Origin of the sequence: Prauserella cavernicola, from assembly GCF_016595675.1 — a bacterium.
In the GTDB taxonomy this organism is placed as follows: domain Bacteria; phylum Actinomycetota; class Actinomycetes; order Mycobacteriales; family Pseudonocardiaceae; genus Prauserella_A; species Prauserella_A cavernicola.
Genome location: NZ_JAENJH010000002.1, coordinates 301,000 through 318,162, shown reverse-complemented (window position 1 = coordinate 318,162; position 17,163 = coordinate 301,000). Strand labels below are relative to the sequence as shown.

Here is a 17,163-nt window from a genome sequence, read left to right as displayed (position 1 = left end):
AGCCGCAGACGACGACACCCCCGATTCCCCTCGGCCGGTGGCCGGGAGGTTCCGGGGGTGTCGCGGTGAAAGCCAGGTGGCTCAACGGCTCCTGCGCCGGTTGTCCAACGCCAGTGCTCCGGGACCGAGCGCGGCGATCAGCAGGAAGATCCAGCTGAACAGCGCTGCCTGCTCGCCCATGTTCTGCAGCGGCAGCAGCGCGAGCGGCTGGTGCACGGTGAAGTAGGCGTAGGCCATCGTGCCCGAGGCCAGCACCGCGGCCGACCGCGTGAACAGGCCGAACGCCACCAGCGCGCCGGTGAGCACCTCGATCACGCCGGCGTAGAAGCCGGGCCACGATCCCACCGGCACCGCCGTGCCCGCGCCGTCGACGCCCCCGAACAGACCGAAGGCCTGCAGGCCGTGGCAGAGGAAGAGCAGGCCCACCACGATCCTCGTCGCGGCGAGCACCACGCCCCGCAGCCTGGTCGCCGGGTCGGTGGTGGCGGTGCTGGTGGTCTCGCGGGTGAGGGTGGAGTTCGTCATGGCGGGTCCCTTCGAGGTCCGTTGTTGTTCCGGCTCTGCCCACCCGTCGAACGGGGCGGCGCTGGATCGACATCGAAGGTGACTTTTCTTTCCGTGACGAAGAGTTACTCAGAATGACAATGAAACCGGGGAATCACAGGCGACGTTTCTCACTTCCGTCCCACGCGCGTACGGCGTTGATCAGACACCACAGTGCGGCGAGAGCGAGAGCGGCCGCGAGTACCGCGGGCCACCATTCGGACATCGAGCTCGCCAGAAAGGCCTGGAGCACCGCGGTGGCCGCGAAGGCGAGCGCGAGAATCAGCAGTAGCAGGCGCTGTGAGAACGAGAACCTGCCGGCGCGCTTCAACATCGACACCGGCCTCCTAGGTGTCTTCGGGGGCGGGCTTGCCTCGGTTGTGCACTGGTATCGCCGCACGTGGCCGTGGAGTTACCGATTCGTGCGAGGTCTGCCCGGACAGATCCGTGTTTGCCCGATGGCACCGAGTGAGCCGACGGATTTGCCCGAAATGAGCTTGCTCACCGTGGTCGAGATCACCGTTGTCGTCAAGGGCTGCAAAACCACTGCTCGCACCGGTTTGGATCGAAGAAGCCGCTGTTCGGCCGTACGGAGTAGTGAAGTTGACTCACGTTTCTGGCGCTGCATAATCATGCGCTGAGCGGTGGCTTACCGGCGCGGGGAGCGCGGATCACCGCTCGAGGGTGTCGGGGGCCCAGACCGATCAGAAAAGTCGCTGAAAGGGCCTTTGAGCGCGTTGGTTAAGAAGATGTTCGGGTCGCGCACCCGACGGTCGTCGATCCGGGCCAGAGTGCTGGCGATCGCGTTCGTCCCCAGCGTCGCCCTCCTGCTCTCGGGCGTCGCGCTCGCGGGCTACCTCGTGTACGACGCCATCGGAGTTCGCGACTTCGCCACGAAGGTCCATGACGCGGCCGAACCGGGTGCCCGGTTCTTCGCCGCCGTCCGCGAGGAACGCAGACTGACCCTGCAGGACCTCGCCAGCAACGGCTCCGACAGGGCCGAGCTCGACCAGGTGCGTGGCGAGACCGACGCCGCCGCGGCGGCGATCAACGCCGAGCTCCAGGGCATGGTCGGCGATGCGCCCCAGAACGTGCGGCGCAGCATCGCGATCACCGCGGAGCAGTTCGCGCGGCTGCCGCAGTTCCGGCAGCAGATCGACGCGGGCGCGCCCTCACTGCAGGACGCCTACGACTTCTACAACCGGCTGATCGACGAGTTCGCGATCGGCCTCAACGGTGTCGCCCAGCAGGCTCCCGACGCCGAGACCGCGTACCTGCGCGTCACCGCGATGCCGCTGTTCACCAGCGCCGACGGCATGTCGCGCGGCGACGCGCTCGCGGCGGCCGGATTCGTCGGCGGCGGGCTCACCGAGGAGGAGTTCCGCACCTACGTCGGCCAGATCGGCGCCTACCACGCCGGCCTGCAGTCGGCGGCCCCCGAGATGATCCCCGAGGTCAGGGCGCAGTACGAGCAGCTGCTGCAGAGCGAGGCCTGGCAGCGGCTCACCACCGTCGAGAACGCCTTCCTGCGTGGCAACCAGACGCAGCTTCCGGTGCCGGAGGAGGAGTGGCGCGCGGCCGCGCGCGACGTCGGAACCGCGCTGATGGGCATCTACATCGCGCAGAGCTCCAACGCCACGAACATCGCGCTCGACGACGCCGACCAGACGCTGGTGACCTCGATCATCGTCGGTGCCACCGTGCTGCTGATCGCGCTCGCCCTGTTCCTCATCGCCTGGCGCCTGTCCAACCGGCTCGTGCAGCGCCTCGCCCGGCTGCGGGCGGACACGCTCGACATCGCCGACAACCAGATGCCGCAGCTGGTCGAACGGGTCAGGGCGGGCGAGTCGGTGGACCCCGACTCCGAGATGGCCTACCTCGACCACGGCAACGACGAGATCGGCCAGGTCGCCGACGCCTTCAACAAGGCGCAGCAGACCGCCGTCGCCGCGGCCGTCGAGGAGGCCAAGACCCGAGAGGGCACCAAGAAGGTGTTCCTCAACATCGCCCACCGCAGCCAGGTGATCGTGCACCGCCAGCTGCAGGCACTCGACGCCGCCGAACGCAAGCAGGAGGACCCCGACCAGCTGGACATGCTGTTCCGGCTCGACCACCTGTCGACGCGGGCAAGGCGCAACGCCGAGAACCTGATCATCCTCGGCGGCGAGCAGCCCGGCAGGCAGTGGCGCAACCCCGTCGCGCTCGCCGACCTCGTGCGGGGCGCGACGGCCGAGACCGAGGACTACAAGCGCGTCAAGGTCGGCAAGCTCCCGGCAATGGCCGTCGCCGGGCCCGCGGTGGGCGACCTCGTGCACCTGCTCGCCGAGCTGATCGACAACGCGACGTCGTTCTCGCCGCCGCAGTCGAGGGTGGAGATCAGCGGCGAGATCGTCGGCCGCGGCGTGGTGATCGAGGTGGAGGACCAGGGCCTCGGCATCGAGCCGGACCAGGTCGACGAGCTCAACGACCTGCTGCGCAACCCGCCGGACTTCAGCTTCATGGCGCTGTCGGAAGAGCCCCGGCTCGGGCTGTTCGTGGTGGCCAGGCTTGCCGCGAAGCACGGCGTTGTCGTGACGCTGCGCGAGTCGGCCTACGGTGGCACGCGGGCGATCGTGCTGGTGCTGTCGGACCTGCTCGGCCCGGTGCCGGAGGCGGACGACGCCTCCACGGAGGACGCCGTGCCTGCGCAGCAGACCCCGGCGCTGCGCCGCAGGCCGAGGGCGACCCCGCAGCCTGCTCCGACTGCGCAGGCCGCCCCGGCGGCACCGCCCGCACAGAACGGTGGTGCGCCGAGGGAACTGCCCAAGCGCAGGCGGGAGCTGCCACAACGAGAGAGCGTGCAACGGGAAACCCCGCAGCGGGAGAGCGCGCCGCGCGAGAACGTGTTCCAGGACAACGCCGTGCGCGGTAACGTCGCGCCGAGGGAGCTGCCCCAGCGGCAGCGACCGGCCCCCGAGCGACAGCAGGAGAGCAGGCCGCCGCAGGAGGCCGGGCCGCAGCAACCGGGCGGCTCGATGTCGCCGAGCAGGCCGCCGCTGCCGAGGCGGCGCAGGCAGCAGAATCTCGTGCCACAGTTGATGGAGACCGGTCCCACGATCGAACAGCCGGAGGTGGCCACCGACTCGCCCGAGCAGGCCCGAAGCAGGCTTTCCGCCTTCCAGCGCGGAACCCGGCAAGCACGTGAGCACGACACAGGCCGCGACGACCCTTCTGGAGACTGACACACCATGGTGAACTCGGGAGTCAACGAACTCGACTGGCTGCTTGACGACCTGGTGCAGCAGGTAGCCGGAGCCGACCGCGCCGTCGTGCTGTCCGCCGACGGTCTGCTCATCGGCCGCTCGAGCAATCTGTCCGAAGAGGATGGTGAGCACCTTTCGGCGGTGGCGTCGGCGTTCCAGAGCCTCGCGCGCGGCACCGGCAGGCACTTCGGCGGTGGCCAGGTGCGCCAGACCGTGGTCGAGATGGACCACGCGTTCCTGTTCGTGACGGCGGCGGGTCGTGGTGCGTGCCTCGCGCTGCTCACGTCGGAGGACGCGGACATGGGCATGGTGGCGTACTCGATGAACATGATGGTGAAGCGGGTCGGCGCGGTGCTGAGCGCGGCTCCCAGGGTTGAGCAGCACAGTGCGCCATGAGCGGCGAGGACGAGGCGTGGTTCGACGAGGCGGCGGGGCCCTTGGTCCGGCCGTACGCCGTCACGGGCGGACGCACCCGCTCGGACCAGTTCGGCCTCGAGCTGATCACGCTCGTCGTGGCGCTGCCGTCGGTCGCCGAGGCCTCGGCGCTGCCGCCGGAGTACGCGAGGATCGTGCGGCTGTGTCAGCGACCGATGTCGGTGGCGGAGGTGGCGGCACTCATCGACCTACCCCTGCCGGTGATCAAGGTGCTGCTCAGTGATTTGATCGAGCAGAACTACGTGATCTTCCGTAGAGCTGCGCCCATGAGTGAAGCCCCCGACCAACACGTACTGCAGGCGGTTCTCGATGGCATCCGAAAACTCTGACCCGCGGCGACGGCTCACCGCGACCGCGGTGAAGCTGCTCGTGGCCGGTGGCTTCGGCGTCGGCAAGACCACCATGGTCGGCTCGGTGAGCGAGGTGCCGCCGCTGCGCACGGAGGAGCTGCTGACGTCGGCGTCGGAGGGCGTCGACGACCTGGCGGGCGTCGAGGCGAAGAGCACCACCACGGTGGCGCTGGACTTCGGGCGCATCACGATCAGCCCCGAACTGATCCTCTACCTGTTCGGCACGCCAGGGCAGGACCGGTTCTGGTTCATGTGGGACGAGCTGGCCACCGGCGCGCTCGGAGCCGTGGTGCTCGCCGACACGCGCAGGCTCGAGAGCTGCTTTCCCGCCGTCGACTTCTTCGAGCGCCGTGGACTTCCGTTCGTGGTGGGCGTGAACTGCTTCGACGGCGCCCACCGCTATGGCACCGAAGAGGTCCGCGCGGCCCTGGACGTGGACCCGACGGTGCCGATGCTGCTGTGCGACGCGCGTGATCGTGAGTCGACCAAACAGGTGCTGGTCACGCTCATCCAGCACGTCATGCGCAACGCCGAGCTGCTGCCCGCCGGACGCTGAGCCTCAGGTCCTTTTAGGACGAATGCCGGAGCGACCTGCCGCGCGCCGTGGCACGCGGCAGGTCCAATGCGGCTCAGGAGGTGCCGAGCAGGCTCTCCATCACGTCGATCTCGCCCTGCTGGGCGTCGATGACCTGTTGGGCGAGCTCCAGTGCACCCTTGTCGGAGCCCTGCGCGAGCTCGGTGCGGGCCATCTCGATCGCGCCCGCGTGATGCTCGATCATCAGCTCCAGCCACCGCTTGTCGAACTCGGCGTCGCGCAGTTCGCTCAACTGCTCCAGGCGACCGTCCGACATCATGCCCGGCATGTCACCGTGACCTGAACCGTGGCCTTCGTGTTCACCCGGCACCGGTGCTCCCCACTGGTCGAGCCACTCGGACAGCTGCTCGATCTCGGGGCTCTGCGCCCGCTCGATGTCGTCGGCGAGCTCGCGCACGCGGGCGTTCTCGGTGCGCTCGGGCACCAGTTCGGCCATCACGACGGCCTGCCGGTGGTGAGGGATCATCTCCTGCGCGAACGTCACGTCCGCGTCGTTGTGACTCGCTTCCTCGGTGCCGCCCTGGTCGGCGTGCGCGGACTCGGAATGCGCGGACCCGGAGCTTGTCGACTCGGGGGACTCGGAGGTCGTACAGCCCGTGAGCAGTGCGGCCGCGGCGATCGCGGGCAGCGTCAACCGCAGTGTCTTCTTCAACATCGTTCGGATTCCTAGCGTGACTAAGGGATTGGGGGACAAGCGCTCGAATCGAGCGGCTCATCACACCCGGAGCACGCAGGCGAGGTGCAGGTGATCGCGCCCGCGCCGTGGTGGCGCGCGGGCGGTGGAGCGTTCGGCGACGGCCCCGCGCAACGCGGGCACGGTGTGGACGGCGAGACCGCGGAACCACGCGGCGAGCAGCAACCCGCCGATCACCGCGAGCACGGCGAGGCACAGGTGCAACATCTCGTGCCCGCTGTGCCCGTCGTGGTTGCCCTGGTCGCGCTGGTTGGCGTGTCCGACCTGCTTGCCCTGAGTGGCGTGCGTGCCCTGGTTGGCATGGTTGCCGCGTGCGGTCTGGTCCTTGACGCCGGTCGCGAGGCGCTCTGTCTGCGCGTGGTCGGCGTGCATCGGCACGGCCACGCTCACCTGGGGCGCGCCAGGCGAGGCGAACGTCGCCTGCCCGGCGGGCGACGTGGGCGAGGCTCCGACGTGGTGCATGGCCACCACCGCGAGAGCGAGCGCGCACAGCAGCGCCCACCTCGCCGGAAGTCCGATCGCGCCTCGTGCCACGTCGTCAACTTAGCCGAGCACTCGTCGCCCGGCGCTTCGCCTGCCGAGTCCTCGGCTCAGGTCAGGGACCGGCCCCGTAGCGAGGCATCCAGCACCTGCACCGGATGCAGCATGGGGATGTCGCCGTCGAGATAGCGGCCGATCTGCAACAGGCAGCCGGGATTCGCGGTGACGAGCACGTCCGGATCGACGGTGCGGATGTTCTCCGCCTTCCGCTCACCCAGCTCGGCCGCGGGTTCCGGTTGCACCATGTTGTAGATCCCCGCCGAGCCACAACACAGCTCCGCCTCCGGCAGATCCACGATCTCGAGCCCGGGAACCGTGCGCAGCACCGCCCTCGGCTCCGCGCGCACGCCCTGAGCGTGGCCGAGGTGGCAGGCGTCGTGATAGGCCACCTTCGCGTCGATCCGCTGCCGCGGAGCCCGAGGGCCCAGTTCGGCGAGCAGCTCGGTGACGTCTCGGACCTTCGCGCTGAACTTCTTCGCGCGTTCCGCCCAATCCGGGTCGTCGGCCAGCAGGGCGGCGTACTCCTTCATCGAGGAGCCGCAGCCCGCGACGTTGACCACGATGTTGTCCACAGGCAGCCGATCGAAGGTCTCGATGGTGCGCTTGGCGTGCGTGACGGCATGTTCTTCGCGACCCGCGTGCAGGCCGAGCGCGCCGCAGCAGCCCTGGTCCCGGGGCGTGAGCACCTCGCAGCCCTCTGCGGCGAGCACCCGCTGGGTGGCGACGTTGACCTCGTGGAAGAACACGTCCTGCACGCAACCCGACAGCATCGCGACCCGGCGGCGCACGTCGCCGTCCGGCCGCACCCGCCGCGGCAGCGATGCGAACGCGGCCCGCAGCTTCACGGGCGGCATCAGCGCCTGCGTGGCCCGCAGCCGCGCGGGCAGCACGCGTTCGGCGACCCGCGCGAGTCCGAGCTTCTGGTACGCCAAGCCGAAGATCGCCGCCGCCCGCAGTCGGCGCCGATACGGGAACAACGCGAAGATTCCGCCCCGGAACAGCCGGTCGGACCGCGTGCGCCGCACGTTGCGCTCGATCTGCGGCCGGGTGGCTTCCAGTAGCCGGTCGTACTGCACCCCGGACGGGCACGACGTCACGCACGCCATGCATCCGAGGCATGCGTCGATGTGCTCGGTGAACGCGCCCTGCAGCTCGATCTCGCCGCGCTCGGCCAGATCCATCAAATAGATCCGGCCCCGCGGCGAGTCCATCTCCTCGCCCCACAGCTGGTAGGTCGGGCACGTCGGGAGACAGAACCCGCAGTGCACGCAGTCGTCGAGCAGCTCCCGCGAGGGTGGGTGCAGCGCGTCGAAACCCGGCTCCGTCACGGAGTGCCCTCCTTGTCGTCCAGTTCTGCGAACCACGACTCGAACCGGCCCGGGCTCAGCCGGCCCAGCGGGTCGAGCTCCTTCTTCACCGCCGTCAGCAACCTGATCGCCGACGGCGGCCTGCCCCACGCCCTCACTCCGTCCGGCGGCCGTCGGCGCGTGACCGACATGCCGCCCTCGGTCGTCACCGCGTCATGCACGGCGCCGACCTCGTCGAGCGGGAGGGACGTGGTGCCGATGCCCGTGCCGAGCCCGGCCACGGCGGTGTCGCCGAACCGGCCCAGCAGCCCGGCGAGCCTGCTCGGCCGGCAACCGACGCGAACCGCGGCCCGGCCCACCAGCTCCGCGTGCCGCTTCCACGCCGCTGCGCCCGCGTCGTCCCCGAGCACGGCACCGCCGACGAGCTCCGCGAGCTCGCGCGATCGGTCCTCGGTGCCCTCGGAAGTGCCTTCGAGGCGGATGAGCAGCGTGCCGTCCGCCCACTCGAGGCACACCGGTTCCAGCGCGCTGCCGAGCACCGTCGCCGCGCGTTCGGCGGCCGCATCCAGCGCACAGTCGAGCGCGACCGTGCGGCTGGCCCCCGGGACGGGATGCAGCCGCAGCACGATCTCGGCGAGCAGAGCGAACCCGCCGTAGGAGCCGTGCAGCAGTTTGGCGAGGTCGTATCCCGCGACGTTCTTGATCACGTGCCCGCCGGTGCGAGCCATCGTGCCGTCGGCGAGCACCACCGTCGCGCCGATCACCAGATCCCGCAGCGAGCCATAGGCCAGTGCGAGCGGACCCGAGTCGGCCGTGGCGACGAGTCCACCGACCGTCGCCCCGCGCGCGACCCGCGCCGCGTCGAAGGCCAGCCGCTGGCCGTTGGCGGCGAGCTCGCGCTGCAACTCCGCCAGTGGCGTGCCCGCCCGCACGGAGACGGTCATGTCCGACGGGTTGTAGGTCAGCACACCGGTGAGCCGCGTGGTGTCCAGTACGGCGGCGGTCGGCAGGGGAGCGCCCGCCCAGCCCTCGGCGGTTCCCGCACCCCGGATCGATACCGTGCCCTTGGTGTCGGCGAGTGCCTCGTGCGCGCCCTTGAGGTCGGTTGGCGCGAGCATCGTGGTGGTCATAGCCGCTCGATCACTCCAGCCTCTTCCAGCGGGTGCGGCCGGTAGCGCCCTGGACGTTCGCCGCACAGCCGGGGAGTGGGCAGCAGCTTGCCCGGGTTGCACAGCTTCCGCGCGTCGAACGCCGAGCGGACCCGGTCCATCGTGGCGAGGTCGTCAACGCCGAACATGCGCGGCATCGAGCACGCCTTGTCCGTGCCGATTCCGTGCTCACCGGACAGCGAACCGCCCAGTTCGACGCAGAGCTCGGCGATGTCCTTCGACAGCTCCTCGGCGCGTTCGAGTTCGCCCGCATCCTCGTCGAAGAGCACCAGCGGGTGCAGGTTTCCGTCGCCCGCGTGGAAGACGTTGGCCACCCGCAGCCCCGCGGCCGTGCCCATGTCCTCGATGCGCCCGAGCACCTCGGCCAGCCGGGTTCTGGGCACCACGCCGTCCTGCACGATGTAGTCGGGACTGATCCGGCCGACCGCGGCGAACGCCGCCTTGCGGCCCATCCAGATCTTCGCCCGCTCACCCGTGTCACCGGCGATATGCAGTCGCGTGCAGCCGTGCCGGTCGCAGATCTGCTTGACCTGCTCGAACTGGCTGCCACATTCGGAGGCCGGGCCGTCGAGCTCCACCACGAGCGCCGCGGGGGTGTCGAGTGTGTAACCGGCGCCGACGGCCTTCTCCGCGGCCTGGATGGCGAGGTTGTCCATCATTTCCACGGCGGCGGGCACGATCCCGGCGGCGACGAGGTCGCTCACCACCTCACCGGCCGCGCGGACCGACGGAAAGTCGGCGAGCAGGGTGCGCACCGTCTGCGGCACGCGGAGGAGCCGCACGGTGATCTCGCAGACGATGCCGAGGGTGCCCTCCGAGCCGATGAACACGCCACGCAGGTCGGGGCCGAGCTGCTCCCCGGTGTCGCCACCGAGCGTCACGACCTCCCCGTCGGGCAGAACGACCCTCATCGACAGCACGTGGTTGGTGGTGAAGCCGTACTTGAGGCAATGCGCTCCACCGGAGTTCTCGGCGACGTTGCCGCCAATGGTGCACACCTGCTGGCTCGAGGGGTCGGGGGCGTAGTAGAGGCCGTGCGGCGCTGCGGCCCTGGTGATGTCGAGGTTGGTGACTCCGGGTTGCAGCACCGCGCGGCGGTCGACCGGGTCGACCTCGAGCACCTGCCGCAGTCGCTGCAGTGAGATCACGATGCCGTCGGCCACCGGCATGGCGCCGCCAGAGAGGCCCGTGCCCGCCCCTCGTGCGACGAACGGGATCTCGTGTTCGTGGCAGACCCGCACCGCGGCCGCCACGCTCTCGGTGTCCAGCGGCAGCAGGACGAGTGAGGGAACCTGCCGAAAACCGGTGAGACCGTCACACTCGTAGCTGCGGAGCTGGACCGGATCGGACAGAACGTTGCGCGGCCCGACCGCGGAGGCCAGCGCGTCACGCACGGCCGCGTTGAGCATCCTTGCCCACCTTTTCACTTCACGGAATTGAAATACCGTTCCAAGGAAAACGGTACAACCGTCCTGCGGGACCAAGTCAAGCCTTCGTGGACCCGGCACCCAGGTGATCGCTCCGTCTGGCCTCGATCGGTTCGTCTTTCATTTCTAACATGTCGTCACTTGGTTGACAAGAAGAGATGTCATCGACAAGATGACAGGAATGAACGGATACGAAGGGTTGCGGGCGGTCGCGGAAGACGCCGACCGCGACGGCGTCGAGAGTGGTGAGATCCTGGCCGCCCTCGGTGTCCTGCGGGAGCTGAGGGCGGACCTCGCTCGCTGGGAGCCACAGCTCATCGCGGCCGCCCGTGAGCGGGGAACGAGCTGGGCCGAGCTCGCCCCCGCGCTGGGGGTGGCGAGCAGGCAGGCCGCCGAACGGCGCTACCTACGGCTCCGTCGACCGGACACCGAGGAGTCGACCGCGGACGGGCGCGTGCGCGCGGAGCGCGACCGGCGGGCGGGAGACCGGGCAGTGGCCGAGTGGGCAAGGGACAACTCGGCGAGCCTGCGCAAGCTCGCCGCGATGGTGGCGGCGGCCGAGGGCACCGGCGATCCCGCGAGGCCGCACATCGACCGGGTGGAGCGGGCACTCGGGGAAAACGATCCAGTGATTCTGCTGCAGCCGCTCGCGGGGGCCGGTCCCCACCTGAAGCGGAGTCATCCCGACCTCGCCGAGCAGGTCGACGACGTCAACACACGCGCCGAGCGGGTGCGCAGGGAGACGGTCGACCGCAGAGAGAGCCTGCGGTAGCTGTCTATGAGCTGCACAAACGCGTACCTTCAGTCTCATGCGGGTTATGTGGAAGGGCGCGGTGTCGTTCGGGCTCGTCACGATCCCGATCCACCTCTACGCGGCCACCGAGAGCAAGAACGTCTCGATGCGCCAGGTGCACGAGGCCGACGGCGGGCGGATCCAGTACAAGCGGTTCTGCACGATCGACGGTCAGGAGGTGCCCTACGCCGACATCGCGAAGGGTTACGAGCTCTCGGACGGCGGCATGGTGGTGCTGACGGACAAGGAGCTGTCCGACCTGCCGTTGTCGACGTCCCGCACGATCGACGTGCAGGAGTTCGTGCCGCTCGAGGCCATCGACCCGATCTACTACGACAAGAGCTACTACCTCGAACCTCAGAAGGCCGCGCTGAAGCCGTACGTCCTGCTGCGCGACGCGCTGCAGAAGTCCGGTCAGGTCGCCATCGCCAAGGTCGCGATCCGCCAGCGGGAGGCGCTCGCGGTGCTCCGCGTGCTGTCGGACGTCATGGTGCTCACCACGATGCTCTGGCCGGACGAGGTGAGGGAGCCGGACTTCCCGTTCCTCAAGGAGGACTCGCCGCAGGTGCGCTCGCAGGAGATGACCATGGCGGCGTCGCTGATCGACTCGCTCTCGGACAGCGTCTTCGAGCCCGAGAAGTATTCGGACAGCTACCGGGAAGCGCTGCTGACACTGATCGACTCGAAGGTCGCGGGTGACGAGGCCACCAGGCCCAAGGCGGCGACCGCGGAGGCTGAGGTGACCGACCTCATGGAGGCGTTGCAGGCCAGCGTCTCGGCGGCGAAGAAGTCGCGTCAGCCTGCCAGATCCGCGAAGAGCGGCAAGGACGGCAAGGAGAGCAAGGAGTCCACGGCCAAACGATCGACGAGGAAGCCGGCCAAGGGGGCCTGAGGGCGTGTCGCTCCCGGCGTTGTCGGAGCGTGGTGGTACCAAAAGGTCATGACGTGCACAAGCTGCCTGAGGGAACTCGACCACTGCCACGGCACGTTGGTGCAGCACGTCGCCGATGCCACCGAGTGCACCGACCTTGGCTGCACCGATTTCGAGGTCGTGCGTCACAGCCTGGTCATCGACTGTGAGTCGGTCGACGGCGGATGCGCCTGCACGGAGCCCGTGTACTTCGAGGAGCTGTTGCGCGCGTCCTAGACCACGCTGAGTTCGGTGCCGGCGGAGATCGCCGGAGCCGGTGGTGACGTTCGGCTGAGGTGACGCTGCGGGGTCGGCCGGGCAGGTCGTGGCGGCCCGGGTGCGTAGCGTCTGTCGAAGCGGGACGTCGTCGTGGGTGTTTCGCTCCGCAGCTCGGTGTGGGCAGGGCTCGTGGTGCAGGCTCGATTCGGGGATCACTCGTAGTGGGCGCATTGTCGGCCGTGAAGCGACGCTGGACTCCGTGCGTGGCTTGTCGCGACGTGTCTACCGCTTGTTGGGCGCCCGGCGAGCCGTGGGCCTCACACTGACGCGATGACGTTCCGGCCAGGGCAGCCTGAACCGGGAGTTGATCCGCCTCGTCAGTCGATATCCGTCGCGACCGATTCTCACTGCAGCCGGTCTCCACCGGGGCGAATTCGTCGGAGCGCGCGAGTCCATCAGCGACGCCGGGCGCACATTCCCCGGCGCTCCGTCGTCACTGGCGCTGCGACGGGATGCTGCGGCCTTCCTCCGGGCGAAGGCCGAGTGCGTCCAGCAGGTCGGCGCAGTCGGCGGCGTCGGAGGACGCCGAGGCGATCGCGCGCACGGCCCTGCGCCGCTGTTCCGCGTTGGGCTCCTCGGTGCGCGGCAGAACAGGTTGCGGGTTATGACTCGGTGCTGTCGGGCTGTAAGTGTTCACGGCTTCTCCCCGCGGTCGAGATCACGTGGACCAGGCAGATACCCCGTTGGCCCCGCTCTTACACGTACGGATTTCCACGACCCCGCCCACATAATCCTCGGTGGGCGCCTTCGTGTTACGCGAAAGGGAACTTTAGTCGGCTACCGCAAGGAAAACGCTTCGTGTCCGATGTGGACCTCAGCGTCTCAGCCCGGTCGCGATCCCCGGATGAGTCCGACAATCGAGAACCAGTCGTGGTGACGGCGGGGTGGTTTCGGACCGCGCGGCTCGCGTGAGGCGAGTTCGTAGCACGCGAGCAGGCGCAGGCCGAACCATTCGTCCGCCGTCCAGTCCGACTCCGAGCGCGGGGGCTGCCAGCCCTCCTGCAACGCCTGTCGGCGGACATCGTAGGCGTGGCCCGCCAGTAGCACCAACTTCGAGGTGGGAACCGCCCGGTCCAGTAGCTTCTCCTGGTCCCGCAGGGTATCGACGACCGAGTCCCGGTGCTGGTCGAAGCGGCGCCGCACTGCCGGTTGTGCGAGCGCGGACCAGCCGGACTGGAGCTCGTCGCCCATCCGGCGCAGCCAACGTCGCGCAGAACGGTCTGTCGTCGAGTCCAACCAGCCCACACCCGATGATGCACGCGGCAAACGGCAGATTGCCAGTCGTTCGCGCGGGTGGGTGACCCGGATCGACGGTTGATCACGGATCCGGCGACTTCCGCAGGTCTCCGGCCGGTTTTCCGGGCGGGGTCAGCGCTCGCCGACCAGCAACAGCAGCGCATCGCCCGCGGGCGTGCGCGGGGCGGAGCCGGTCGCGAGCCTGCGCAGCTGGAGTCCCGCGATCAGCGCGACCACCGGGCCCGCAAGCCGCTCGGGATCGGCGACTCCGAGCGTGCGCAGAATCGTGGCCGCGAGCTCGTCGTAGGCGGCGAAGCACCGTTGTGTCGCGTCCCGCAGCGCTGGGTCCCGGCCCGCCTGCAGGTACAGCTCGAGCGAGGCGATCTCGTCGATGCTCATGGGCATGGCCTCGAGCACCCGCTCCACCGTCGCGGCCGCGTCCTCCAGCGTCGGCGCCTCGGCCTGCCGGGCGAGTGCGCCGAGCCGCTCGGTCTCGTCCTCGACGAACAGCAGCATGGCCTCGCGCAGCAGCTCGGTCTGGCTGGGGAAGTGGTAGGTGAGCGAGCCGAGCGAGACACCGGCCTCGGCCACGATGCGGCGGTTCGTCAGTCCGGCCACGCCGCGCTCACCGATCACGTGCAGCGCCGCGCGCAGGATCGCTTCCCTGGTGCTCACGGTGTCCGATCGTGCCAGCGCCGCACGTGCTGCAGTTGCGCGGCCAGCGAGAGCAGCAGCTCCTCGGAGTGGGCGGGCCCCGCGAGCTGCGCTCCCATCGGCAGTCCGGCGTCGGTGAACCCGGCAGGCACGTTCACCGAGGGCCAGCCGAGCACGTTCCACGGCCACGCGAACGGGCAGGCCGCGACGATCGCGCGGTCGGTGCGCCAGTTCGGCAGCCCGGCGAACACGTCGGCCCTCGGCGGCGGCGTCGCCGTAGTGGGCGCGAGCAGCACGTCGACGTCGCCGAAGACCCTGCCGATCCGCCTGCGCCACACCGGTTCGAGCCTCCTGGACAGCCCGAGCAGTGGCCGCAGCCGCGAGCCCGTGCGCCGGTTCGCGAGCGTGCGGGGGTCGAGCAGCGCCGGGTCGGGAACGCGTTCGATCCAGTCGGCGACGCCGCCGAGCGAGCGGGGCAGGAAGTCCAGCCCCACCAGGCCGTAGCGCGGTGTCACCGTGACCACCTCGTGCCCGAGGTCGGCGAGTGCCGCCGACAGCCGCACCACGGCGGCGCGCACGCGGTCGTCGAGGCGGGTGTGAAAGGCCGTGAACGGAGTGTTCAAGGCCAGCCCGATCCGCAACCGACGCGGTTCCCGGGCGGCCGCGGCCTGGAACCTGCTGCCTGTGCCCGCGAGGACGTCGAGCAGCAGCGCCGCGTCGCCGACAGTCCTGGCGAGCGGTCCGTGCCCGGTCAGCCCGTGGAACAGCTCCGGTTCCGGCGCGGTGGGAACCAGGCCACGGCTGGCTTTGACGCCGACGAGGTTGGTCCAGGCTGCCGGGATCCGCACCGAGCCCGCGCCGTCCGACCCGACTGCCGCGGCGACGAGACCCGCGGCGACGGCGGCCGCCGACCCACCGGAGGAGCCCCCGGGCGTGTGCTCGAGATTCCACGGATTGCGGGTGACCCCGAAGGCCGAGCCCTCGGTGAAGGGCCACTGACCGACCTCGGGGGTGTTTGTCTTGCCGATGACGACGGCCCCGGCGCCACGTAGCCGGGTCACCAGTTCGGCGTCGGTGTCGCGAACGGGAAACTCGCCGCGGCAGCCGAACGAGGTCGGCAGGCCCGCGATGTCGGTGTCGTCCTTGATCGCCACGGGCACGCCGAGCAACGGCGCCCGCTCACCGGCAGCGAGTCTGCGGTCGGCCGCCTCCGCCTCGTGCCGGGCCTCGGAGTCGCGGACGTGCCGGAACGCGTTGATCGTCGGCTGGGTCTCGGCGATGCGCTCGAGCGCCGCCGCCGTCAGTGCCCTCGCGCTGACGTGGCCGTCCGCCAGGAGCCTCGCCTGGCCCACGAGGCCCGCTGTGGCGCTGTCGTGCTCGGTGTCCGGCATGGCCGCTCCGCACTGTTCGTTCGAACGAACAGTATCACCGCAGCTCGCCCTGGTGCAGCCTCGCAGTCCGGACCGCGGCCACGAGCAGCGCCACGAGCAGGCAAAAGTCCACGACGAAGACGAGGCGCTGGGTGAAGCCCACCGGCAGCAGCGTCATCAGCGTGGTGACCACCGGCATGGCGGGCAGGGTGTCCACGACGTAGCTGACGCCGAACAGGCCCAGGCTCAGCAGGCCGACCTGCAGTAGCCGCACCAGCATCCGCCGCGTGGCCGCGAGCTGGGGCACCTCCGCGAACTTGTCGAGCAGGGAGAAGGCGATCGCGGGCAGGCACAGGAACGCGATCAGGCTGCCGTACTGGTGGATGCGGCCGCTGATCGGATCGATCTCGGGCGTGAACGTGGCCGGGAAGAGCGCGGCGGCGACGAGCCCGAGCGCCGTCGCGTAGATCAGTACCGACGTCGTGCGCGGGAACGTGATGCCCGCGGCGAGCAGCGCGCCGCGCACCGCGATCACGCCGACGGAGAACGAGAGCAGGCTCGCCTCGAGCATCCCGCCGCCGTGGTCACTGAACGCGTAGCGGCTGAGCGGATCCGTGAGCGGGTGGAACGAACTGACGATGTGCAGGATCGCGAGCGTGAACAGAGCCCAGCCCAACGCCGCCCACGCCGCGATCGTCCACACACGAGTGCGTGCGACGGCCGAGGTGGCGGTCTTGGTCCCCAGGTCGGACATGGCTAACAGCTTGGCGCGAAATGGTCAACTTGGGATCAGGGGAACTCCCTGAGTCACCCCTTAGGCTGGAGTGAACTGGATCACAGCGAGCGCTTGGTCGTCGTGGCGTTTCGGACGCGGCCAGCGGGTGCCGTCGGCGTCGGCCTGCTCAGCGTCTCGAACGGCGTCGAGCACCGCCTTCGCTCCGTGCTCGCGGGCGAGCTCCAGGGCGTGCGGCCAGTCGAACAGCGCGTAGTCGTCGATGCCCACCGATACGCCGTCCGTGGCGAGCAGGACCGTGTCGATCTCGCGGCGTGGCCAGTCGGCCCGCAGGGCGTGTTCGGCCGCGGTGGGGTCGGCCTCGGCGACCCAGAACCCGTTCTCGGTGTTGCGCATGCGGTTGACGTCGGCGCGCGTGCGCAGGAGCCCGCGCTCGCGCAGCCGGGTGATCCGCTGGTCGGCGAGCACCACGGTGCCTCGCCTGCCGAACGCGACGACGGGGCTGTCAGCGAGCACGAGTGCGTGCACGCGCTCCTCGGTCCAGCGCAGGATCGCGACCGTGCTGGACGGCGAGTGGCGTGGCTGCAGATCGTGCTCGGCGGCGACGTCGGCGATCGCGCCAGCCAGCAGCACACCCAGGTCGGCGTCCGGCGCGTCCGTGAGTCCCTCGCCGAGGCGCGCGGCGAGGCGCCCCGCGTACCAGCCGCCGCTGGGCAGGTCCTCGCGGAACTCGGTGGCTCCGTCGAGCAGCACCACGGCGTTGCCGGTGGCGACCACGAAGTCCTCGGTGGGTCGCGGCTGACCGTCCACGCCGACGCCTGCTTGCTCGGCGATGTCGATCTGGGGCACGGCCACGAGACTAGTCACTGTCAACGTGAGTTGACAG

Annotated in this window: 20 protein-coding genes; 7 read left to right on the top strand and 13 right to left on the bottom strand. The window is 69.8% G+C overall.

The window, feature by feature from the left end:
* Nucleotides 1-81: 81 nt before the first annotated feature.
* Together JHE00_RS08040 and JHE00_RS08035 are read right to left on the bottom strand one after the other, a co-directional pair.
* Nucleotides 82-525, bottom strand: coding sequence for a DoxX family protein (locus tag JHE00_RS08040; protein ID WP_200316540.1), 444 nt, complete (start codon nt 523-525; stop codon nt 82-84).
* A gap of 133 nt (nt 526-658) precedes the next feature.
* Nucleotides 659-877 (bottom strand): hypothetical protein, encoded by a 219-nt coding sequence (locus JHE00_RS08035; RefSeq protein ID WP_200316538.1) that lies wholly within the window; start codon nt 875-877, stop codon nt 659-661.
* A 415-nt stretch (nt 878-1,292) separates the two neighbouring features.
* On the opposite strand from JHE00_RS08035, the gene JHE00_RS08030 reads away from it, so the two are divergent.
* The 4 genes from JHE00_RS08030 to JHE00_RS08015 are packed head-to-tail and all read left to right on the top strand — an operon-like array spanning nt 1,293 to nt 5,126.
* Nucleotides 1,293-3,764 (top strand): sensor histidine kinase, encoded by a 2,472-nt coding sequence (locus tag JHE00_RS08030; RefSeq protein WP_200316536.1) that lies wholly within the window; start codon nt 1,293-1,295, stop codon nt 3,762-3,764.
* Between the two features lie 6 nt (nt 3,765-3,770).
* Nucleotides 3,771-4,181: a roadblock/LC7 domain-containing protein gene (locus JHE00_RS08025; protein WP_200316534.1), complete on the top strand. Its 411-nt coding sequence runs from the start codon at nt 3,771-3,773 to the stop codon at nt 4,179-4,181.
* Nucleotides 4,178-4,549 (top strand): DUF742 domain-containing protein, encoded by a 372-nt coding sequence (locus JHE00_RS08020; RefSeq protein WP_200316532.1) that lies wholly within the window; start codon nt 4,178-4,180, stop codon nt 4,547-4,549. Before JHE00_RS08025 ends, JHE00_RS08020 begins: the two co-directional genes overlap by 4 nt.
* A complete protein-coding gene (locus JHE00_RS08015) occupies nt 4,530-5,126 on the top strand; it encodes a GTP-binding protein (RefSeq protein ID WP_200316530.1) in 597 nt (198 codons plus the stop codon). The genes JHE00_RS08020 and JHE00_RS08015 overlap by 20 nt, the downstream gene beginning before the upstream one ends.
* 73 nt (nt 5,127-5,199) lie before the next feature.
* On the opposite strand, the gene JHE00_RS08010 is transcribed toward JHE00_RS08015, so the two are convergent.
* Genes JHE00_RS08010 through JHE00_RS07990 form a run of 5 tightly spaced genes read right to left on the bottom strand, consistent with a single transcriptional unit; the run spans nt 5,200 to nt 10,284 of the window.
* Nucleotides 5,200-5,820: a DUF305 domain-containing protein gene (locus JHE00_RS08010; protein WP_200316528.1), complete on the bottom strand. Its 621-nt coding sequence runs from the start codon at nt 5,818-5,820 to the stop codon at nt 5,200-5,202.
* 60 nt (nt 5,821-5,880) lie between these two features.
* Entirely contained in the window at nt 5,881-6,393 is a 513-nt protein-coding gene (locus JHE00_RS08005; RefSeq protein ID WP_200316526.1) for a hypothetical protein, read from the bottom strand.
* 56 nt (nt 6,394-6,449) lie between these two features.
* Nucleotides 6,450-7,727 (bottom strand): (Fe-S)-binding protein, encoded by a 1,278-nt coding sequence (locus tag JHE00_RS08000; protein ID WP_200316524.1) that lies wholly within the window; start codon nt 7,725-7,727, stop codon nt 6,450-6,452.
* The gene (locus JHE00_RS07995; protein ID WP_200316522.1) at nt 7,724-8,836 is read right to left on the bottom strand and encodes an FAD-binding oxidoreductase; all 1,113 of its coding nucleotides are present in this window, start codon (nt 8,834-8,836) and stop codon (nt 7,724-7,726) included. The genes JHE00_RS08000 and JHE00_RS07995 overlap by 4 nt, the downstream gene beginning before the upstream one ends.
* Nucleotides 8,833-10,284, bottom strand: a complete 1,452-nt coding sequence (locus JHE00_RS07990) for an FAD-linked oxidase C-terminal domain-containing protein (RefSeq protein ID WP_200316520.1) — start codon at nt 10,282-10,284, stop codon at nt 8,833-8,835. Before JHE00_RS07990 ends, JHE00_RS07995 begins: the two co-directional genes overlap by 4 nt.
* Nucleotides 10,285-10,483: 199 nt before the next feature.
* Here JHE00_RS07990 and JHE00_RS07985 point away from each other — a divergent pair, with 199 nt between their 5' ends.
* The 3 genes from JHE00_RS07985 to JHE00_RS07975 are packed head-to-tail and all read left to right on the top strand — an operon-like array spanning nt 10,484 to nt 12,242.
* Nucleotides 10,484-11,074, top strand: a complete 591-nt coding sequence (locus JHE00_RS07985; protein ID WP_200316518.1) for an HSP18 transcriptional regulator — start codon at nt 10,484-10,486, stop codon at nt 11,072-11,074.
* A gap of 37 nt (nt 11,075-11,111) precedes the next feature.
* A complete protein-coding gene (gene ku / locus JHE00_RS07980; RefSeq protein WP_200316516.1) occupies nt 11,112-11,987 on the top strand; it encodes a non-homologous end joining protein Ku in 876 nt (291 codons plus the stop codon).
* A 48-nt stretch (nt 11,988-12,035) separates the two neighbouring features.
* The gene (locus tag JHE00_RS07975; RefSeq protein WP_200316510.1) at nt 12,036-12,242 is read left to right on the top strand and encodes a hypothetical protein; all 207 of its coding nucleotides are present in this window, start codon (nt 12,036-12,038) and stop codon (nt 12,240-12,242) included.
* Between the two features lie 475 nt (nt 12,243-12,717).
* On the opposite strand, the gene JHE00_RS07970 is transcribed toward JHE00_RS07975, so the two are convergent.
* From JHE00_RS07970 to JHE00_RS07945, 6 genes are all read right to left on the bottom strand, one after another.
* Nucleotides 12,718-12,921: a hypothetical protein gene (locus tag JHE00_RS07970; protein ID WP_200316509.1), complete on the bottom strand. Its 204-nt coding sequence runs from the start codon at nt 12,919-12,921 to the stop codon at nt 12,718-12,720.
* Nucleotides 12,922-13,106: 185 nt separating this feature from the next.
* Entirely contained in the window at nt 13,107-13,475 is a 369-nt protein-coding gene (locus JHE00_RS07965; RefSeq protein WP_230423164.1) for a DUF6401 family natural product biosynthesis protein, read from the bottom strand.
* Nucleotides 13,476-13,652: 177 nt separating this feature from the next.
* Nucleotides 13,653-14,195 (bottom strand): TetR/AcrR family transcriptional regulator, encoded by a 543-nt coding sequence (locus JHE00_RS07960; protein ID WP_200316507.1) that lies wholly within the window; start codon nt 14,193-14,195, stop codon nt 13,653-13,655.
* Entirely contained in the window at nt 14,192-15,565 is a 1,374-nt protein-coding gene (locus JHE00_RS07955) for an amidase (RefSeq protein WP_200316506.1), read from the bottom strand. The genes JHE00_RS07960 and JHE00_RS07955 overlap by 4 nt, the downstream gene beginning before the upstream one ends.
* A 34-nt stretch (nt 15,566-15,599) precedes the next feature.
* Complete coding sequence (locus JHE00_RS07950) at nt 15,600-16,298, bottom strand: DUF998 domain-containing protein (protein ID WP_200316505.1); 699 nt, start codon at nt 16,296-16,298, stop codon at nt 15,600-15,602.
* A gap of 60 nt (nt 16,299-16,358) precedes the next feature.
* A complete protein-coding gene (locus tag JHE00_RS07945; protein WP_200316504.1) occupies nt 16,359-17,126 on the bottom strand; it encodes a PP2C family serine/threonine-protein phosphatase in 768 nt (255 codons plus the stop codon).
* Nucleotides 17,127-17,163: the final 37 nt, after the last annotated feature.

Bases quoted from the DNA above. Each gene is read 5' to 3' on its own strand.
- JHE00_RS08040 (WP_200316540.1), bottom strand. From the start codon at position 525: ATGACGAACTCCACCCTCACCCGCGAGACCACCAGCACCGCCACCACC.
- JHE00_RS08035 (WP_200316538.1), bottom strand. From the start codon at position 877: ATGTTGAAGCGCGCCGGCAGGTTCTCGTTCTCACAGCGCCTGCTACTG.
- JHE00_RS08030 (WP_200316536.1), top strand. From the start codon at position 1,293: ATGTTCGGGTCGCGCACCCGACGGTCGTCGATCCGGGCCAGAGTGCTG.
- JHE00_RS08025 (WP_200316534.1), top strand. From the start codon at position 3,771: ATGGTGAACTCGGGAGTCAACGAACTCGACTGGCTGCTTGACGACCTG.
- JHE00_RS08020 (WP_200316532.1), top strand. From the start codon at position 4,178: ATGAGCGGCGAGGACGAGGCGTGGTTCGACGAGGCGGCGGGGCCCTTG.
- JHE00_RS08015 (WP_200316530.1), top strand. From the start codon at position 4,530: ATGGCATCCGAAAACTCTGACCCGCGGCGACGGCTCACCGCGACCGCG.
- JHE00_RS08010 (WP_200316528.1), bottom strand. From the start codon at position 5,820: ATGTTGAAGAAGACACTGCGGTTGACGCTGCCCGCGATCGCCGCGGCC.
- JHE00_RS07995 (WP_200316522.1), bottom strand. From the start codon at position 8,836: ATGACCACCACGATGCTCGCGCCAACCGACCTCAAGGGCGCGCACGAG.
- JHE00_RS07990 (WP_200316520.1), bottom strand. From the start codon at position 10,284: ATGCTCAACGCGGCCGTGCGTGACGCGCTGGCCTCCGCGGTCGGGCCG.
- JHE00_RS07985 (WP_200316518.1), top strand. From the start codon at position 10,484: ATGAACGGATACGAAGGGTTGCGGGCGGTCGCGGAAGACGCCGACCGC.
- ku (WP_200316516.1), top strand. From the start codon at position 11,112: ATGCGGGTTATGTGGAAGGGCGCGGTGTCGTTCGGGCTCGTCACGATC.
- JHE00_RS07975 (WP_200316510.1), top strand. From the start codon at position 12,036: ATGACGTGCACAAGCTGCCTGAGGGAACTCGACCACTGCCACGGCACG.
- JHE00_RS07965 (WP_230423164.1), bottom strand. From the start codon at position 13,475: ATGGGCGACGAGCTCCAGTCCGGCTGGTCCGCGCTCGCACAACCGGCA.
- JHE00_RS07955 (WP_200316506.1), bottom strand. From the start codon at position 15,565: ATGCCGGACACCGAGCACGACAGCGCCACAGCGGGCCTCGTGGGCCAG.
- JHE00_RS07950 (WP_200316505.1), bottom strand. From the start codon at position 16,298: ATGTCCGACCTGGGGACCAAGACCGCCACCTCGGCCGTCGCACGCACT.